This is a genomic window from Sphingobacterium sp. LZ7M1, from assembly GCF_024296865.1.
Classification (GTDB): Bacteria; Bacteroidota; Bacteroidia; order Sphingobacteriales; family Sphingobacteriaceae; genus Sphingobacterium.
Genome location: NZ_CP101134.1, coordinates 3,507,825 through 3,525,633, shown reverse-complemented (window position 1 = coordinate 3,525,633; position 17,809 = coordinate 3,507,825). Strand labels below are relative to the sequence as shown.

Sequence of the window (17,809 nt, the reverse complement as noted above, 5' to 3'; positions counted from 1 at the left end):
GTTAAAACAGTTCTTCGAGTTTTTTGATTAATTCTTCACCTCTTAAGTTTTTGGCTATGATCTGTCCATTTGCATCAACTAAGAAGTTGGTTGGAATCTGTACGACATGGTACATTTTAGCCACATCACTATCCACCCCTGTAAGGTCGGAAGTTTGTTTCCAGGTCAGTTTATCCGCAACGATTGCTTGTCGCCACATTTTTTCCGCTTCTTTTTTGTCTAGGGAAATACCTAAGATTTCGAAACCCTTTTTGTTGAACTGATTATAGGCAGCAACTAAATTCGGGTTCTCGGCGCGGCATGGTGCACACCAACTTGCCCAGAAATCGATCAGTACATATTTGCCTTTGTAATCTGAAAGGTTGACCGTTTTACCTTCTGTATCTGGAATGGAGAAATCGGGTGCCGGCATGCCAATATCAACGATAGCAGATTGCATGATCAGTGAATTGATCATTTCACCACCTGGAGATTGCTTTAGCTCGTCGGACAGTCCTTGGAAAAGCTCTTTCATTTGACTGTTTTCCAAGCTTCCCACAAGATTGTATAATTCGGTTATCGAAACGGCACTGCTGCCATGGTTTTTGATAAAGGAAACTGCAAATTCATTACGGCTGACATATAATTCGTCCATCAGCTTGTCATACTCCTCTTGCGAAATCTTAGGCTGCGGATTATTAAATTGATCATCCAATTCCTTGATCCTTGCAGCTAATTTAGTTTCAAAGTCTTTGATTTCTAGGTAATCAGAATAGGTCTTAGAACCTGTAATTTGTACTTCATTAATCTTGTTGAAGTCTCCATTGACTTGAATATTGCCGGGTTCCACGAATAAAAAGAAAGCGGTGCTTTTATCATTGGACTTATTGACCAAGAATGAATTGGTTGGTCCTGGAATGGTTCCTTTAAATTCAAACTTTCCGTCGACCACCTCTGCGGAATCTTGGCCAGGATAGTCGCCGCGCTGTTCAAGGTGGATATATTTGCTAGGCCAATTCTTGATCTCGCCCTTGATGCTAAAGGGCTCTTGCGCAAAAAGAGGAGAGCTGACTGCTGCAGTTAAAAATAAACCTGTTATCGTCTGGATGTATATTTTCATGATTGTGTTGTTCTAATTTTATCTATAAAGATCATTGACCTTCAATTTCTTCTTCTTGTTTATCCTTGCCCATCAATGGAAGGTTTTCGGATAGTAAAACGCCCTCTGGACTTTCCTTGATATAAAGGCTTAGGGAATTGAATAGAGCAACCAATTCGCTGTTCAGCAGGCTGTTGTTTAGGGTCTGGATTTCCGATAAGCTAACGATGCTGTTCGGGTGTTTTTTAATAAACTCCTTGGAATATTCAATATCCAGAAGACTTAGGCTATCGAGGCTTTTATAATATTGCTTCAGTACGGTACTGTCTTCTGTTGTGAATTGAAGTTGTACATATTTGCTCATTTCCTGGTCGTATTTTTCATGACCTTCCCTGAGTTCAATAAAGTCATTGTAGGTAGTTGATCCTTTGACTTCCACATTTTTAAAATCTTCGAAATTGCCATTAACGGTGATATTGCCTGGTTCCACGTACAATAATTTTGCAACTCCGCTCTTTTTCTGGGTAATCAGGTATGCTGCGGTTGCACCTGGGATACTACCACTGAATTGGAAGCTGCCGTCTGTGGTGCTAACTGAGTCCACTCCAGGATAATTTCCTTGACGGACCAAATAGACCGTTTCTGTTGGCCATCCTTCAATTTTACCTTTTACGGTAAAGTTATCTTGGGAAAAACCGAGTTGCGTGAGTATAAATAATTGAATGAATAGCGCAGATAGAATTGTTTGAATTTTCATGTAATTAAGCTTAAAGTGTATGGTTATTTAAATATTTCTTTCAGTTTTTCCTGCAGTTTATCGCCAACAAGGTTCTTGGCAATGATCTTTCCGTCGGGGGCCAATCAGAAAGTTGGATGGGATAACCTGAACTGCATAGGTTACTGCGGCTTCGTTCTTATTGCCTTGCAGATCAGAGACCTGTGGCCAGATGACACCATCGTTTTGGATTGCCCTTTTCCAGCGCCATTCCTCAGCTTTGGAGTCAATGGATACCCCTAGGATTTCGAATCCTTTATCTTTATAGGATTTATAGGCTGCCAGGAGATTGGGATTTTCTCTGCGACAAGGAATGCACCAGCTTGCCCAAAAGTCAATAAGAACATACTTGCCACGGAAATCCTGCAGTTTGATCGTATTTCCGGCAGTATCTTTTTGTGCAATATCAGGGGCTATTTTCCCTATTTCGATGTTGGATAAATTTTTCATGTAGGCGTTGATGTCTTCTGCCTGCACAGTTGCAATTAATTTAGGGTCCAATACATCGTATAGCTTCTTGAGCTCTGTGTAGTCCAGTTCCTGGCTTAAGCCTGCCAATTCGTAAACTGTGGCTGGACTAGCTGGGTGTTCTTTGATAAATGTTTTTGAAATCTCGATGTTTTTTTCAGTCAGGTTTTTGATTTCATTACTGATTCCTTTCTGTTTACTTTCATCATTTTCCCCGTTTAAGACTTGGTATAAGCTGTCGATCTGCTCTCCCAATACCTTGTGGACTTTCTTGATTTCATAATATTCGTTAGTGGATTTTGAACCGGTCACTTTGGCCTCTTCCAGATTGGCATATTGGCCATGGATTTCAATGTTTCCGGGTTCTAAAAAGAGGAATTTATACTTAGGTTCCTCTCCATCTAAGGAAACCAAGAAAGCATTGGTTGGACCTTCGATCTTGCCACGGAATTCGAAAGAGCCATCCTTATTTTCTACGGAGTCCTTACCCGGGAAATTGCCCTTCCGCTCAAAGCGGATATACTTGGAAGGCCAACCTTCAATTTTTCCTTTGACTACATACTCACTTTGGCTAAACGCTTCTTGGCTAAACAATGAACCAACTAATAGAAGCAAGGGGGTGATTTTTCTAATATTTAATAAAACTGTCATATACGTAATTTTTAATTTATACCTTCTATTTCTGAAATATATGGGAGCCCAAATGAGCTTTCAATAATGTTGAACTTGAAGAATTTTGCTGTTACGGGATTAATGAATTTTAGGTTCTTCCTATCGGGTCTATCTGCTGAACTTCGGTTGTCAATATCGCCTGCTATAAAGATTCCTTCTTTTTTCCAGGTCTTGCCATCATTGCTGGAATAGGCTTCCACTTTGGAGAAGTTGTAATAGATATCATAAGAACCTTGGTAAGAAGGGGTGAAGATGAAGCCTTTGAGGGTTTCGGTTTTTCCCATATCGATAGTGATATCCTTAGGTGTGCTACCTGCAGCTTTCCAAATTGTAGCTATTTTACCGTCAAAAAGATTGGTAACCGGGAAATCTTTATTGTTGTCATTTACTTCGGCCGTTGCCTTCCATAAACTACGGTCCATTTTATTGCCTTGCAAAGCTGGCAATGGGTAAGCGATATTTTCTGTGTTGTACTCTTGGATATTGATTTCTATCAAGGCATAATTTGCGCCAAGTTCTGTCATTGGTTCCACGAAATTATTATTGCTTGTATTTTCCAATTCAAGTATTCCGATATAATTTTTATCGTTTTGTTTGAGTTGCTGGTAGTCGATTGAGAAAGCAAAGCTATCTACGGATACAGAATCGCCCTTAGGGAAATTGACGGTTGATTTTATGATCTTGATTGCGCTTTCAGGTATTCTATTGTACGTGTTCTTTTTAATCCCTTCCACCCAAGTTTTTACACTGTCTGTATTGTTTAACCTGATACCTCCTTGAACGGCGATGTCCAATGGATGGTTTATCCGGGCGGAGAATTTGAATACCTTGATTCCATTCTCTTGGTTATTGATTTTAGTTACGGAATGGTATCCATTGATCACATAGTAACCACGTATAAAATTGGTGTTTAATCCACTTTCTGGTTTATACACATCCATTTGAATCAAGGAAGGCGTGATGGATACCTTCATCTTGACAAACATGTACTTACTCTTCAACTGTGCTTGTCCAGAAACGATTTTAAGTTTGATAGGGACAAGGTAAATGGTATTATGCTCTAAGAGACTGGCGTCTTTTAAGTGCAGTTTTAGGGAGTCTGTTGAGGTTGATAATCCGGGTTGAATATGAATGACACCTTTATTGCTCAATTCAAAAGCACCTTCTTTAAATTCAGGAGATTTGGTATGGTTGAGGCTATCATATACTGCAATCAGGGCAGGGTCTATTGTTCCTTGGACCACTACTTCCTGAGCGGCTTTGCCTTGCAATAGCACTGGTAAACCCGGTGCGGAAAGGGTCCTGTTGTTTACGGCAGAATCACCAAGCTTCATGGCTGTGCCCGTTCCGATCGTAGTGCTCAGGTAGTTGCTGAATTCATTGGCTACCTCTTGATATAAGTCTAGCTTGTCCTTCTTGCATCCATGAAAGCTGCTGAATACGATAAGTACGAGCAGTGCTGAGAGGCCATGTCGAAAAAGTATATTTATTAATCTATTCATGATATTAATGCGTTGTATTCCTTGACCTAAATCACTCATTATCTAGGATTTGGTTTGATATCTGGATTGTTGTTGGTAATCAGCGGAGCAATCTCCATTAAATAGCGCGGTGAATTGGGCTTGATAATGGCGACTGTGGTATCTTGATAGTTATAATTGTCATAAAAGCTTCGAATGATATTTTTACTGAACCTTTCTTCACGGTTCAGTCTTTTTAAATCGAACAATCTCAAGCCACCATGGCAGAACAGCTCTCTTCTTCTTTCCTCCAAAACTGTCTTTAAGATTTCACCATCCGCTATTACTAAATCAGTTGAATTTTCAATGCGGTTTTTTCTCAGCAGATTTAGGATCGGCAATGCCTCTTTAGGTTTGCCTGTCCTAGCTAGGCATTCGGCTTTGATGAGCATAACTTCCGGTACAGCAATGCTATAATTGAAATTGTATTTTCCATCTTGATTGGCAAAAACATCATAGTAGTCGAAGTTGATTCTTCTTCGAAAATCAGAGGATGTTAATAGAGAGTCTAAGCTTTTGCTGATCTGTATCCTAAAAGAGTAAGTCAGGTTTAGATCATGGTCTACACCTGTTTTTCCTAATAAAACTTCTGGATTTCGACTTTGGTCTATAAGGTTTAATGGAGCTGCAGTAAGGGTCTGGTAATTCAATAAAGAAGATTTCAGGGCTAGGCATTCGTCCGCTGATTTCAAAGCTTCGGCATAATTTCCCATCAGTAAATGGGTTCTGCTCAATAGGGCCAAGGCCGATGCTTTGCCCGGGTGGATGATCGTATTGCCCATAACAGGGAAGTCCTCGGTAGCGATGGCTTCAGTTAACTCTTTAATGATTAAAGTATATACCTCTTGGACTGTTCCTCTTTTTGGTTTAACACTGGCATCTGGGATCAGTGAAATTGGAATTGCCAATTCTGTTGCAGCTTTCCCATTGGTATAGTCTTGGCCATATATATTTGCCAACTGTAAAAAATACCAAGCACGGTTCACCTTTGCTTGTGCGATTGCAATAGCAAGGCCTTTTTTCTCATCTTCATTTTTCGGTTTTACTTCAGCGGCCTTGAGGATCAGGATATTCATTTGCAGGATTCGCTCATAGGCGCTTTTGTACATGAAGTCCATCTCGCCTGGACCCCAAATATGTTGGGCATACATATAAGCATTGCCGTAATATTCATTTCGGGCGAGGGCGGGAAAGCTGAGGTCATCGGCCATGAGGTCTGCAAGAATAAAATTGCAACGTGCAATGGAGTCGCTATTCAGCATTTCCTGAAAGTCCTTAAGGGTAGAGGGGTTTACATTTCCGGTGCTTGGCATAATATCCAAGAATTTCTGACAAGAGGATATTGTATATATAATCACAAGACTCAGAACGAAAAAATAATGTTTTGTCTTCATGGTGTTACGATTAGAAAATTACGTTTAGTGTAGCCCCATATTGAATAGGAGTAGGTAAACCAAGTCTACCACCTGTATCCACATTATTAGGGTCATATTTATATCTGTTTTTCGCCCAAACGGCTACATTTTGCATGTGAGCAGAGATGCGCAGGCTTTTTACATATTTTTCGTTAAGAAAGCTCTTTGGGATCTCCCATCCGACCATCACTTCTTGGAGTCGGATAAAATTGGCTGACATAAAGCTATTGCTGGAGTTCTGAGCTAAGAAACTACGGATGGATAAACCTGTATCATTAGTCAGCGCAGGGACATCGGTGAACGCTTCGTCGCCAGGTTTTTTCCAACGCTGGCTGATCAAATTAGAATTTTCGTATTGAGCCCCCGAATTGGCAGGGATGAACCGGCGCATAATACCACCGAAACTACCCATAAAGGATACACGGGCGAAGAATTTGCCGTAGGTAATATCATGCATGAAACCACCTGTCCATGGTGCCCTTGTTGCTCCCATGTAGATGATATCATTCGCCAAAACGGAAGAGTCTGGGTTGGCTGTGATGTTGCCCTTTGCATCATAGATTTGGGGGGCACCTTCTGCATTTAGGCCTGCCCAACGATATCCCCAAACATTGGTCGTGCTATAACCTTCGCGGAAAGCCGTTAAAAATTGTCTGCTGGCGGAATATGGCGTTTTTGGAATCTTCTTGGCCATATTTAAATTATAGGCTCCATTGATGGCGAAACTATAACTGAATTTCGGCTTCCTGACGATGTCAGATTTATAGAAGAATTCGACACCTTTATTCACAATGTTACTGAAGGTAATCTGATTGTCCAGTCCTGTTGAAGGGTCGGTAGGAATAGGGATGTTATTGGTGATTCCTTGGTCTGACCGGTTATAGTACCTTAGATCAATTCGATGGCGGTCATTGTTCAGACCAAATTGAAAATATATTTCAATGTTTTTGTTTCTTGGTGGCAAAACGGAAAAGGTACTATTGGTCGCCAATCCAAAACCTCCGCCCGCACTGCTGTTGGTTCCCATCATCAATCCCAAACCCTGGATGGAAGATAGGTCTTGATAAGTTGCACCAATCATTAAGGTACTGATCCCCTCAGAAGTGAAAAAGGATTCCTTCTTGATATCATAGGAAATATTACCATTGAATTGCTTTTGGCCTTCTGGGGAGCGATCAAAGGTTCCGTTGAACATCAATGTTCCGTCCCTTAATGACCCTTCCAATCCCGCACTGAAATACCTGAGGGTCCGACGCTGGTTAAATGAAGCGGAGTCAGTCAGGCTTCCGCTAGGGGATATACCACTCAATTTCATGGTATTGTAACGACCATACACGGATAGGTCTCCACCAAATAGGTTCAATCTTAATTCTTCAAAAATATTGAATGAGGATTGGCCAGCCTGGGGTACGGGAATAAAATTATTGACCCAGATGGCGTAGTTGTTCCATTCTGCCTGTCTGTATCGGTTACTTCCAATTGTAGTAGGCAGGTCAGGCATTTTATTTCCCATCAGACCAGCAGAAACCATAACACCTGATAGCCAATCGGGCAGGTTTTTATGTTTGAATTGGTAACCAACGATGGAATTAAATGTCCTAGTTGTAGCAAATTTCTCCTTTCCATAGTTAGGACTGAAAGCCTCGCTATAGTTAGCATTGAAATTTATGGTCTTCTCTTTATAATCGTAATTGATTCCTGCATTCCAGTTTAAGTTCCTAAAGATCGAAGTGTCACCTGATGAAGGAGTCAATAGAGCAAATGGATAGATCAAGGCTGCAGTACTACTGTATAGTCTTCTGAAGTTTTCAACACCTTGATTTTTATCTCCTGCAGGTAGAAAGATTGCCGAACCTTTTCCAGTATTTTTATTGTATCCATAACGGGTTACATTTCCTGGTCTTTCCCTGGTTTCGTTGGCCCCACCAGCACCAATATTGGCTGTAACGGTATGTTCATCGATCTTTAAGGAGTAACTAAGACCGGAACGGATATTCCATTGTAAATACTTATCCTGGCTATTGTTTAAGATGTCTCCCGGTGGTACATAAAAGTCTACCGAACCAAAGTTTGGTGACCCATAATTATTAAAGAGTTGTCTTCCTTCACTGCTTTGTCGGTCTGTAATTCGGTCATTGTTGTTGCGTGTCATGCGATAGAATACGGAGTTGTCCCAACGTAAGCCTTTGAACAGATCCCATTTCATTTCCAGACGACTTTGTACCAAGGTGTTTTTGGATAGGCTGTTCATCAAGCGACTGTCTTCCAACATATTGATACCATGGTTGAAATAGCCGTTTTTCATGATAAGGTTATTGTAGACTTCACCAAGTACCTTTTGATCATAGATATAGTTTCCTTGTCGATCCAGGAACATCTGATAGGCAGGGGGAAGGTTATAGATAGACAGTTCATTTGCACCACCTTGCGCATTGGTCCTGTTGGCATTGATCTGCCAGTTTGCTATTAACTTGCCTTTTAACAGGTTGAAGTTATTTTTCAAGTCAACCCCATAGGTGTTGGAATTATTGTTGAGTCCATGGGATTTGAAATTGTTATAGGTCCCGGTCAGGGTAAACATATATTGAGGAGTACCTCCAGAAAATGACAATAAATGGTTTTGGGACATCACGTTCTGTTGGAGATGAGCCACCTGCGCTTCATTGGATAGGATCGAAAGCGAGTCAATCCTCCGATTGAACTCTGCTTCGGTGATTTTGTTGTCCCTGCGCCAAGCGAAAAGTCTTTCGGCTAAATTTAGGTTTTCAAAATCGCCATCTCCCGGGACAAGATCCATTGTTGCAGCACTTTTCAGATAGTCTATAATATCTGAAGAGCTAGCTAATCCTAATTTGGCCATATCGTATTTAGGAGCAGGTTTAAAGTACATATTGGCGTTATATGTAATGTTGACCTGGTTCTTTCTTCCGGTCTTGGTCTTGATCAGGATAATACCTGCTGTAGCTCGAGGTCCCCATTTGATCAGTTCTTTAGGGTCTTTGATAACTTCTACCGATTCCACATTTGCCATTGGATAGTCCGCTGGGAATTCCTCAACGGGGAAGCCATCGATAATGACCATCATCCCTTCTGTATTACCAAAACTGGCAGAACCTCTGAGTTCCGGAACTAGGGTAACACTGGCTTGATTGGAATACTCGATAAAAAATCTACCTGCATCTCCACCACCCGGAAGGCTGGTTTTATTTTCAATGGCATCGATCATCCTTTGCCCGTTTGGATAGAATTTCTGAAGGAATTGATCCAATGTATAATAGGTTTTTCTAAGTCCGCCGCCTTGACCAGATTGGATAGTTCCAATTTCGGTGATGCCGACAATCTTTCTTTTGTTAGAAGGAAGGACCTGTAAGGTCAATCCCGGAACAGTTCCCTGCAGTAACTGACCAAGGTTCATATATGACCTGTTGGTCATATCGATCTGGGTATTCAGGTTCAGGTTTTTCTTTACGCGCGCCTCTACCGTTACTTCGTTTACCGCTAATACTTGGTTGTACAGCGTCACGAGCATGTTTCTTTCCCCCCGAAATAAAATCGTACTCTCTTTGTAGCCTTGGCAGGAAAAAGTAACCAAGTCGCCCCTGGAGGTTTCTATATTAAATCGCCCATTGATGTCGGAAATGGTCCTGGAGTTTTTTGGGTCTTTGTTGTTCACGATGGTCACTCCTCGAATGGGTTTTCCGGCTTGATCTCGAATCTCTCCCTCGACCATTCGGGGCAAGTTAGGTCTTGTCAGTTGATCGATGTTGACCTCAATGACCGTTTCCACGATCCTAGGTCTCTTAGGGACCAAGACAATGGTATTGTTCGCAATGGAATAAGATATGGTCTGGTGATGGAAGATCTCATCCAATACGGTTCTAAGATCTTGGTCCGTAACTTTTATCCGTACTCTTTTTGATTTCTTGAGTATTTCAGTGGAATAAAAGAGATCATAATTCGTCTGTTCGACAATCTTTTCCAGTACGTCCTTTAATCTGCTGTTTTTTTCATTCAGGGTGACCTTTTGAGCAAACAAGGGTAAGGAAAGCATCATCAAACAAGTGATAATAGCTAATTTGATTCTATTCATTTTAAGGTTATGGTAATTAGGGTTATTGGTACTTTTCTTTAGATCATGGGATTACGGTAAGTTTGTTGTTCTGGAGCTGTGTTTTGATTCCACTTAATTCTAAAACTTTCAGCACTTCAGAGAGATTTTGGTTCATGCTCGTGCGGCCGGAGAAGGTTTGATTTTGATCTACCCCTGCTTGGAATTCGACTTCAATGTTGTACCAGCGTTCAATTTGTTTCATAATTCCTGCTAAGTCTGAATCTTGAAAGTTGAAATATCCTTGGACCCAGCTAATGGATTGTTTGGCATTCACCTCCGATTTGGCAAGTTTTTCCTTGCGACGGTCATAAGTAATTTGTTCGTTAGGTGTTAAGAAATGCTCTTCACCTTGACAGGAGATCTTTACCTTTCCTTCCAAGAGGGTCGTTCTGCTAGCGTTTTCGTTTGAATAACTATTTATGTTGAATTGAGTTCCCAAAACCTGAATGGTCTGGTCTTCGGTTTCAACTATGAATGGTGAATTTTCATTTTTAGCAACCTCAAAATACGCTTCGCCAGTCACCTGGACTTTGCGTTGGTTTTCTGCAAATTCGATTGGGTATTTAATGGTAGATTCGGCATTTAACCAGACATTGGAACCGTCTGGCAGTTGGATCTCGAACTTCCTTCCTTTGGGCGTGTGGGCGGTGTTGAAAGAGGTCTTTCCGGCCTCGCCTTTATAATAAATGGCCCCATCTTTTTTATAGATCTCAACGCCATCCTGACTCGCTATGAGTCCGTCTGCTAATGAGTCGATTTCAACGGTTTCACCATTTTCTAGAGAAAGGACCAATCCTTCTGTACCGGCTTTTTTATCTTGAGATGTTATTGTGTTTTCTGGGGTTTTATTATCTGTAACAAACCAATAAGACGCGATGCCTAGGATCATCAGAAGGCTTGCTGCAATACCTAGGTAGGTTTTATTTCTGTACCACATTGGTTTCGGCTCTAGAATTTTGCCATTAGAAACCTCAAGTTTTGCCAATAGACCTTCTAGGATTCTGGTTTTATGTTCTTCTTTGCTACTCGCAATATGTTCAGGGATATTAATAGGGTCGTTCTGGGCACTATTGTACCAAGCTGCATATTCCTTTGCCTCATCGTCAGAAATCGAACCATTGAGCCATTTCTGCTCCAGTTCGGCTAAGCGATTTTGTTCCGTCATCGTAATTTAATTATAGGTCTATATAACTATAATCAAGGTGAGGGCCCTTATCCCTATATAGGAAATGAAAAAAAGTATTTTTTTTTTAATGATGTCTTAATAAAACAAGCAGATGATATAATTGAGGCCTGATTTTATTTTCTTGAGTGCCCGGGTTAAATGGGCTTCCACGGTCTTTTCTGCAATTAATAGCCGCTTTGCAATTTCTTTTTGGGATAGTCCTTCTTCACGGCTCAACTTGTAGACCAGTTGGCATTTTTCGGGAAGCTGGGTAACCAATTTTTCCAATTTGGTCTTGAGTTCTTCAAATTGGAGGTAGTTTTCCATAGAATAGAACTTCTCGTCCTCCGATCTTTTACTGTAGTCAACAAACTTTTGTTCTACTGCCAGTCTATGTCTATAATTAATGACCTTATATTTTAGGGCTGCTGCAAGGTATCTTTCTATTTGGTCACTGAGTTTGAGGCTCTGCCTCCGTTTCCAGATATCCAAGAATATATCCTGGACTATTTCTTCAGCTACCAGGATGTCGGAAAGTTTATTGCTGGCTATAACCAAAAGTTTGTCCCAATACCTTTTATAAATTTCTGTAAATGCTTTAGGGTCGCTGTCTTTCAATAGGACCAATAACTTTTCATCGGAATATTTATCAAAATGGGACATTTTAGTGCTTAAATATCAATCCTCAGTGTTAAAATAACTTCAATATGATTTAAACGGATAGTAATATTTATCGCTACATCAAATAGAATTAATTAAACTTTGATTATTTTAAGTATAAAATTATTAAAATAATATTTTATTGTTTTAATGTAATATTGGTTATAATTAGTAGTCAATTAGGTAAGTTATTAGTTGATAGTTGTTTAAGCAATTTAAGCGGTTTGAAATAATTCAATAAAAAAGCTCTAATCGATTAAAATTAGAGCTCTTTGTAAAATTGATTCGTTGAATCTATTTTGTGTCTTTCTTTCCGAAGATTGAAATCTTCAGGTATTTACCTGGATTTTCTTTCAGGTCTTTCACCAATTGGTCCAGATTTTCGGAAGCATTTGTTAGGTTATTGTATAGCTTTTCATCATGGATCAATTGACTTAGTGATCCATCTCCAGTATTGATCTTATTGGTTATTTCCATTACATCCTTCATGGTTTGGTTGGCATTGTCAACGGTCGCCTTGATTTCGGTTTTTGAAAGGTCATCTGAAAGGTTATCCAGATTCGCTAAAATGGAATTGATCTTTTCGTTGTTGTTTTTGAAGTTCATGGTAATGGACTCCATATTGGCAAGGATCTTACTCAAGCGGTTTTTCTCTGCACCCATCAATCCATCTACATCACCGGTAATCTTTTCAAGGTTCTTCAAGGAAACAGAGATACTATGTACACTGCTCTTGAAATCTCTTTGGAAGTTTTCATCCAATACCGAGTTTACACCCGATAATACGGAATCCAGTTTTACGACCAAGTTTTCGATTTTCTTTTGCAAGGGTTCAACTTTTTCCATCAGGTTAGCCTGTACATCCGATAGCAATGGATCTCCATTTCTGGCCATGGTGGTGCTGTTCCCTAATTCAAAGACGATGGCCTTACTACCCAATAGGTCGGCACTTACAATTCTTGCCACTGTATTGGATGGGATATCATAGTCATTGTTGATCTTGAATTCAGTCCTGATTTTTCCGTTCGGTTGAAGGGTAAGTTTAGAAACGCGGCCAATTTGGAAACCACTGACCAATACAGGTTTAGAAACCGCTAGGCCGTCCACGTTGTCATATTCTGTATAAAAAGTATTTTCGCTGCTAAAAACATTGTTCCCTTTGAGGAAACTGTAACCGATAAATAAGATTGCAATAGCAATACTAGTTAATGCCCCGACTTTAGTTTCGTTAGATATTTTCAAAATTACCCTATTTAAGTACTACCACTCTGTTCTAACCGCCAATTTAAGAAAAAGTTTATTTTTCTATGCTTTTTCTGTAGGTATTTATGGCATTGAACAAATCGGTGACAATTGATTCTTGTCCAGCGGATGACATCATGAAGCGTTCCTCATCTGGATTGGAAATAAATCCGATTTCGGTCAATACTGCCGGCATACCTGCTGTTGCCAAAACCGCTAAAGATTGTTCCTTTACACCTCTGTCCGTACGGCTAGATCCCGCAAATTGATCTTGCATATAGGATGCAAGACGGATACTTTGCTCTCTAAATTTTCTTTTCATCAATGAAAATACGATGTAGGTAGAGGGGTCTTTAGGGTCAAAACCACCATAGTTTTCTTTGTAGTTTTCTTCCATTAGGATGGATGCGTTCTCACGGATCGCTACATCTTGGTCACCGGTACGGCTAAAACCTAGAACCAATGTTTCGGTTCCTTTCGCGGAGGTGTTCAGAACACGTTGCGTGACATATCGACCGCGGCTGTTTTTTACCCTACGGCTACTGGCACCACCTGAGTTACAGTGTATGGAAATAAAAAGGTCCGCATGATGCTTATTTGCCAATGCAGGACGTTCATAAAGTTTAGGATATACATCCGTGGTACGTGTATAGATCACTTTGATGCCTGGGAATTCCTTCTGGATCTTCTTTCCCAGTTTCAAGGCCACCTGTAGGGCAATGTCTTTTTCCTTAGATTGCCTACCTACTGCCCCAGAATCATGTCCACCATGCCCAGGATCTAATACTATTGTTTTAATTTTTCTAGGACTTCCACTTTGGTCGCTTTGTAAATCTTTTGGTTTAAAACTCGCTAATACAACCACTGAGATACAAGTCAACAATAACCCAATTTTCCGAATCACGTTTGTCTTTTTTGTTGTCAATTTCTCCAATTTCTCTTAATCGTTTCTGTTTCCTATCAAATTCTATTCCTACTGTGCAATTGAATTTGATTTATATTGCTTGATGGCGTCCACTAAATTACCTACGATTTCATTCTGTCCAGCTTCAGAAGCCATGAACTGTTCTTCATCTGGGTTAGAAATAAAGCCGATTTCCGTCAGTACAGCTGGCATAGCTGCCGAAGCTAAAACTGCCAGGGATAATTCTTGTACCCCGCGGTTTGGACGGCCTTTTTTAACATATTCATTTTGGATATGAGTTGCAAACCGAATACTCTTATCGCGATATGTCCTCTTCATTAAAGAGAAGATAATATAGGTAGAAGGGTCATTTGGGTCAAATCCGCCATAGTTCTCCTGATAGTTCTCTTCAAAAAGAATATCGGCATTCTCCCTAACGGCTACTTCCGATTCTCCTCGCTGCAACCTGTTAAAACCACAAACAAAAGTTTCGGTACCACTTACTCCAGGGTTCCTGATGGTCCTGGTGGTATAGCGCCCGTTCTTACCTTTCACTCGGCGGTCGACATCGGCCGAGTTGCAGTGGATAGAGATAAAAAGGTCAGCATGGTTTTTATTTGCCAAGGCTGTCCTTTCGTGAAATGGAACATCCACATCAGTTTCACGGGTCAACATAGCCTTTACGCCAGGCATTTCTTTTTCAATCGCTTCTTTCAATCGTTTTCCCACTTGCAGCGTAATATCCTTTTCCACGGTGGTCCTTCCTCGAGCACCGGGTAGATTACCACCATGACCTGGGTCAATAACGACCAATTTGAATGTTTTATTGGATTGCGAAGTTTGAGGAGGATTATTCTCAGGATTTTTCTTTTCAGTGGAATGAACAATACCGCTCAAGAAAATCAAGGGAAGAAGTACTGCTGCAAACGTAATCGATATTTTTGTTGATTTATTGAAATTCATAGTTAACGTTATTATTTTAGTCCTATCAATAACATTGCAAATGTAAACTGTTAAATATGATTAACTTTTGAAAAACCTAATCGTTGTTATTGATTTTTGACTATTTTTGCCAACAAGAGTTTAAAATTAGCACAAAAATAACATTCATATTTCATTTTGAAGGCCTTAAGTTGTTTTTTCCTTTCCATTCTGTTTTTTTTTATTGGGATGTCTGTGCTACAGGCTCAGGTGGAGACCAATTCTCGCACTCAAAATGTTACAATAGACACCCTTCAAAGAGATACAATTCCGACCGATACCAGCAGAAATAACTTCAAGGAAGTAAATGGTCAGGATACAGTCCACATGAAAGATCAAGGTGGTTTGGAAACCGTTGTGACCATTTCCGCAAATGATTCCTCATGGAACCAGGTCAGTAAAAACGTCCTTCACTTATACAAAGGCGCCAAAGTTAAATACCAAGGGTTTGAATTGGCAGCGGATTATATCCGTTTGGATAGAAATACCAATGTCCTGTTTGCCTCCGGGGTAATGGACCATAACGGCAAATATGTAGGTCGTCCGGTCGTGATCATGCCCGGTGAATCGCCCATTGCGGTCGACTCCCTTCTCTACAACTATAAGACTCAAGTGCCCAAAACCTTCGGTGTAATGACCGAGGTTGACGGGGGATACATTCAGGCCAGAGAGGTAAGGAAAAACATCTATGATGAAATGTCCCTCTACAAAGGGCTTTACTCCACCTGTAACCTACCTTATCCACATACCCACTTTGGTATTCAGATTACCAAAGGGGTCATCACCCAGAAACAGATTATTGCCGGACCTTCCTATTTGGTCGTAGCAAATATTCCGATTAAGTTTTTGGCCATCCCATTTGGTTTTTTTCCTAAACAGGACAAGAAAAGTTCCGGATTCCTATTTCCCTCTTTCGGTGAAGATGCCGCTAGAGGTTTCGCGATGCGTGATCTAGGATGGTACCTGACATTCAATGATTATTGGGACTCGGAAATCAGGGGTACCTTATATTCCAAAGGAACCTGGGAAGCCAATGTGAGGACCCAATACTTAGTGAATTATAAGTTCAATGGTAACTTCGCCCTTCAATATGGCTCATATGTGCAAGGGGTGGAAGGAACCGATAATTATGGTCGCGAGAAAAACTTCCGATTCACTTGGAACCACTCTCAACGTCAAGAAGCAAATCCAGGTACATCATTCTCCGCATCGGTAAACTTCGGTTCTCGAAATGCTTACCGTAATGCTGCCACAACAGGTGGCTATAACCCTCAGCAAGCGATCAACAACAGTATGCGTTCATCGGTTGCTTACGGAAAAGTGTTTGCTGATGGCAAGGTGAATTTCACGGCAAATATGTCCCATGAACAGAACCTATCGACAGGTGCCTTGTCCATGGACCTACCAACCATCAGTTTAAACGTTGCAACCTTCAACCCATTCGATTCCAAAGACCGTATCGGTGAACAGAAATGGTATCAGCGTATCACGGTAGGATATAGCTTGCAAGGTCAAAACCGAATCGTAACGACAGATTCCCTGTTGTTCAGAAAAGAATCACTGAATAAATTCACCAATGGTGTACAGCACAATATCCCAGTAAGTTTAAGTTTAAACGTGATGAAGTACTTCCAATTCAATACTTCATTCAACTATACAGAACGCTGGTACCTTCAATATGTAAGGAACAGACTGGTGAACCAACCTTATGGATTTCAAAACGTAAGAGATACCCTTCAGGGCTTTAAGCGTGCTTACGACTATTCAGTATCTTCAGGATTATCGACCAAGATCTATGGTCAGATGAACAAGAAGATCGGGAAGATCGAAGCCATGCGACATACCATTACCCCATCGGTGAATGTGAACTATAGACCCGATTTCTCGGATGCCCGTTATGGTTTCTATCGGGACTTTACGGATGAAAATGGGGTGTACAGCAGATACTCCATCTTCGAGAACGGTATTTATGGAACACCGAGCGCAGGTAAATCCTTTGGTATTGGATTCTCCGTGGATAATACCCTCGAGGCCAAGATCCGGAACGATAAGGACACCACCGGTACCGGGATCAAAAAGGTGCCCATAATCCAAGGTCTGACCTTCAGTGGTAACTACAACGTGGCGGCCGATTCCCTGAAACTTTCCCAGATTACTTTCTCTGGTCGTACAGCCCTGTTCGACAAAAAAGTAAATGTGAACTTCAACGGGGTATTCGATCCATATACCTACGATAAATATACCGGTAACCGTATTGACCGTTTTGCAATCAAAGATGGTACGCTAGCACGCTTGACCAACTTTGGTTTATCCTTCGACTATAGTCTAAACCCGAAAGCAAACCAAAACAGAAGCGATAATATTGACTCCCTGAGAAGCTCTATGCCTAACCTAACGCCTGAACAGGCGCAAGCCTTGGCAAGGATCAGTACCGACCCGAATGCATTTGTGGATTTCAATATTCCATGGAACTTGGCCGGTTCATTCAGTATGAACTATGCCCGTGTATTCAGTCGTGAAAAGCAAAGAATGGAGACCAGACTGACCAGTACGGTAAACGTGCATGGTGATTTTAATGTTACTCCAAAGTGGAAGGTACAATTCAACACCGGTTACGACTTTGTGCAGAAAGAAGCATCCATGACCCAGGTCAGCATCTATAGAGATCTGCACTGTTGGGATATGTCGGTGGGCTGGGTGCCATTCGGAACCTATAAGAGTTATAATATTACCATACGTGCGAAAGCATCCATATTACAGGATTTAAAATTGACCAAGAGACAGAGTCACTATTCGTACTAATAGACATTCTGTATAA

General features: G+C 40.9%; 12 protein-coding genes. 1 reads left to right on the top strand and 11 read right to left on the bottom strand.

Features of this window, described 5'->3' with window-relative positions; genetic code table 11:
* Nucleotide 1: 1 nt before the first annotated feature.
* From NMK93_RS15110 to NMK93_RS15060, 11 genes are all read right to left on the bottom strand, one after another.
* Nucleotides 2-1,099 carry a TlpA disulfide reductase family protein gene (locus NMK93_RS15110; protein ID WP_254530179.1) on the bottom strand — a complete coding sequence of 366 codons (1,098 nt, stop codon included), beginning with the start codon at nt 1,097-1,099 and terminating at the stop codon, nt 2-4.
* Between the two features lie 31 nt (nt 1,100-1,130).
* Entirely contained in the window at nt 1,131-1,835 is a 705-nt protein-coding gene (locus tag NMK93_RS15105; RefSeq protein WP_185214313.1) for a DUF4369 domain-containing protein, read from the bottom strand.
* Between the two features lie 57 nt (nt 1,836-1,892).
* Nucleotides 1,893-2,972: a TlpA disulfide reductase family protein gene (locus NMK93_RS15100; RefSeq protein ID WP_254530177.1), complete on the bottom strand. Its 1,080-nt coding sequence runs from the start codon at nt 2,970-2,972 to the stop codon at nt 1,893-1,895.
* A gap of 11 nt (nt 2,973-2,983) precedes the next feature.
* Nucleotides 2,984-4,495, bottom strand: a complete 1,512-nt coding sequence (locus NMK93_RS15095) for a discoidin domain-containing protein (protein ID WP_185218536.1) — start codon at nt 4,493-4,495, stop codon at nt 2,984-2,986.
* Between the two features lie 38 nt (nt 4,496-4,533).
* Nucleotides 4,534-5,907: a RagB/SusD family nutrient uptake outer membrane protein gene (locus NMK93_RS15090; RefSeq protein ID WP_185218537.1), complete on the bottom strand. Its 1,374-nt coding sequence runs from the start codon at nt 5,905-5,907 to the stop codon at nt 4,534-4,536.
* A gap of 10 nt (nt 5,908-5,917) precedes the next feature.
* Complete coding sequence (locus NMK93_RS15085) at nt 5,918-10,018, bottom strand: SusC/RagA family TonB-linked outer membrane protein (protein ID WP_254530175.1); 4,101 nt, start codon at nt 10,016-10,018, stop codon at nt 5,918-5,920.
* 43 nt (nt 10,019-10,061) lie between these two features.
* Nucleotides 10,062-11,204, bottom strand: coding sequence for a FecR family protein (locus NMK93_RS15080; protein ID WP_254530173.1), 1,143 nt, complete (start codon nt 11,202-11,204; stop codon nt 10,062-10,064).
* 96 nt (nt 11,205-11,300) lie between these two features.
* Nucleotides 11,301-11,867: an RNA polymerase sigma-70 factor gene (locus tag NMK93_RS15075; RefSeq protein ID WP_254530171.1), complete on the bottom strand. Its 567-nt coding sequence runs from the start codon at nt 11,865-11,867 to the stop codon at nt 11,301-11,303.
* A 291-nt stretch (nt 11,868-12,158) separates the two neighbouring features.
* Nucleotides 12,159-13,106 carry an MlaD family protein gene (locus tag NMK93_RS15070; protein ID WP_254530169.1) on the bottom strand — a complete coding sequence of 316 codons (948 nt, stop codon included), beginning with the start codon at nt 13,104-13,106 and terminating at the stop codon, nt 12,159-12,161.
* A gap of 55 nt (nt 13,107-13,161) precedes the next feature.
* Entirely contained in the window at nt 13,162-14,010 is an 849-nt protein-coding gene (locus tag NMK93_RS15065; protein ID WP_254530167.1) for an N-acetylmuramoyl-L-alanine amidase, read from the bottom strand.
* 69 nt (nt 14,011-14,079) lie between these two features.
* The gene (locus tag NMK93_RS15060) at nt 14,080-14,973 is read right to left on the bottom strand and encodes an N-acetylmuramoyl-L-alanine amidase (protein WP_254530165.1); all 894 of its coding nucleotides are present in this window, start codon (nt 14,971-14,973) and stop codon (nt 14,080-14,082) included.
* A 207-nt stretch (nt 14,974-15,180) separates the two neighbouring features.
* Here NMK93_RS15060 and NMK93_RS15055 point away from each other — a divergent pair, with 207 nt between their 5' ends.
* Nucleotides 15,181-17,793, top strand: a complete 2,613-nt coding sequence (locus NMK93_RS15055) for a putative LPS assembly protein LptD (protein WP_214648520.1) — start codon at nt 15,181-15,183, stop codon at nt 17,791-17,793.
* Nucleotides 17,794-17,809 lie beyond the last annotated feature (16 nt).

What these genes read in the sequence shown, in the direction of transcription:
- NMK93_RS15110 (WP_254530179.1), bottom strand. Translation starts at nt 1,099, where the DNA reads ATGAAAATATACATCCAGACGATAACAGGTTTATTTTTAACTGCAGCA.
- NMK93_RS15105 (WP_185214313.1), bottom strand. Translation starts at nt 1,835, where the DNA reads ATGAAAATTCAAACAATTCTATCTGCGCTATTCATTCAATTATTTATA.
- NMK93_RS15100 (WP_254530177.1), bottom strand. Translation starts at nt 2,972, where the DNA reads ATGACAGTTTTATTAAATATTAGAAAAATCACCCCCTTGCTTCTATTA.
- NMK93_RS15095 (WP_185218536.1), bottom strand. Translation starts at nt 4,495, where the DNA reads ATGAATAGATTAATAAATATACTTTTTCGACATGGCCTCTCAGCACTG.
- NMK93_RS15090 (WP_185218537.1), bottom strand. Translation starts at nt 5,907, where the DNA reads ATGAAGACAAAACATTATTTTTTCGTTCTGAGTCTTGTGATTATATAT.
- NMK93_RS15085 (WP_254530175.1), bottom strand. Translation starts at nt 10,018, where the DNA reads ATGAATAGAATCAAATTAGCTATTATCACTTGTTTGATGATGCTTTCC.
- NMK93_RS15080 (WP_254530173.1), bottom strand. Translation starts at nt 11,204, where the DNA reads ATGACGGAACAAAATCGCTTAGCCGAACTGGAGCAGAAATGGCTCAAT.
- NMK93_RS15075 (WP_254530171.1), bottom strand. Translation starts at nt 11,867, where the DNA reads ATGTCCCATTTTGATAAATATTCCGATGAAAAGTTATTGGTCCTATTG.
- NMK93_RS15060 (WP_254530165.1), bottom strand. Translation starts at nt 14,973, where the DNA reads ATGAATTTCAATAAATCAACAAAAATATCGATTACGTTTGCAGCAGTA.
- NMK93_RS15055 (WP_214648520.1), top strand. Translation starts at nt 15,181, where the DNA reads ATGTCTGTGCTACAGGCTCAGGTGGAGACCAATTCTCGCACTCAAAAT.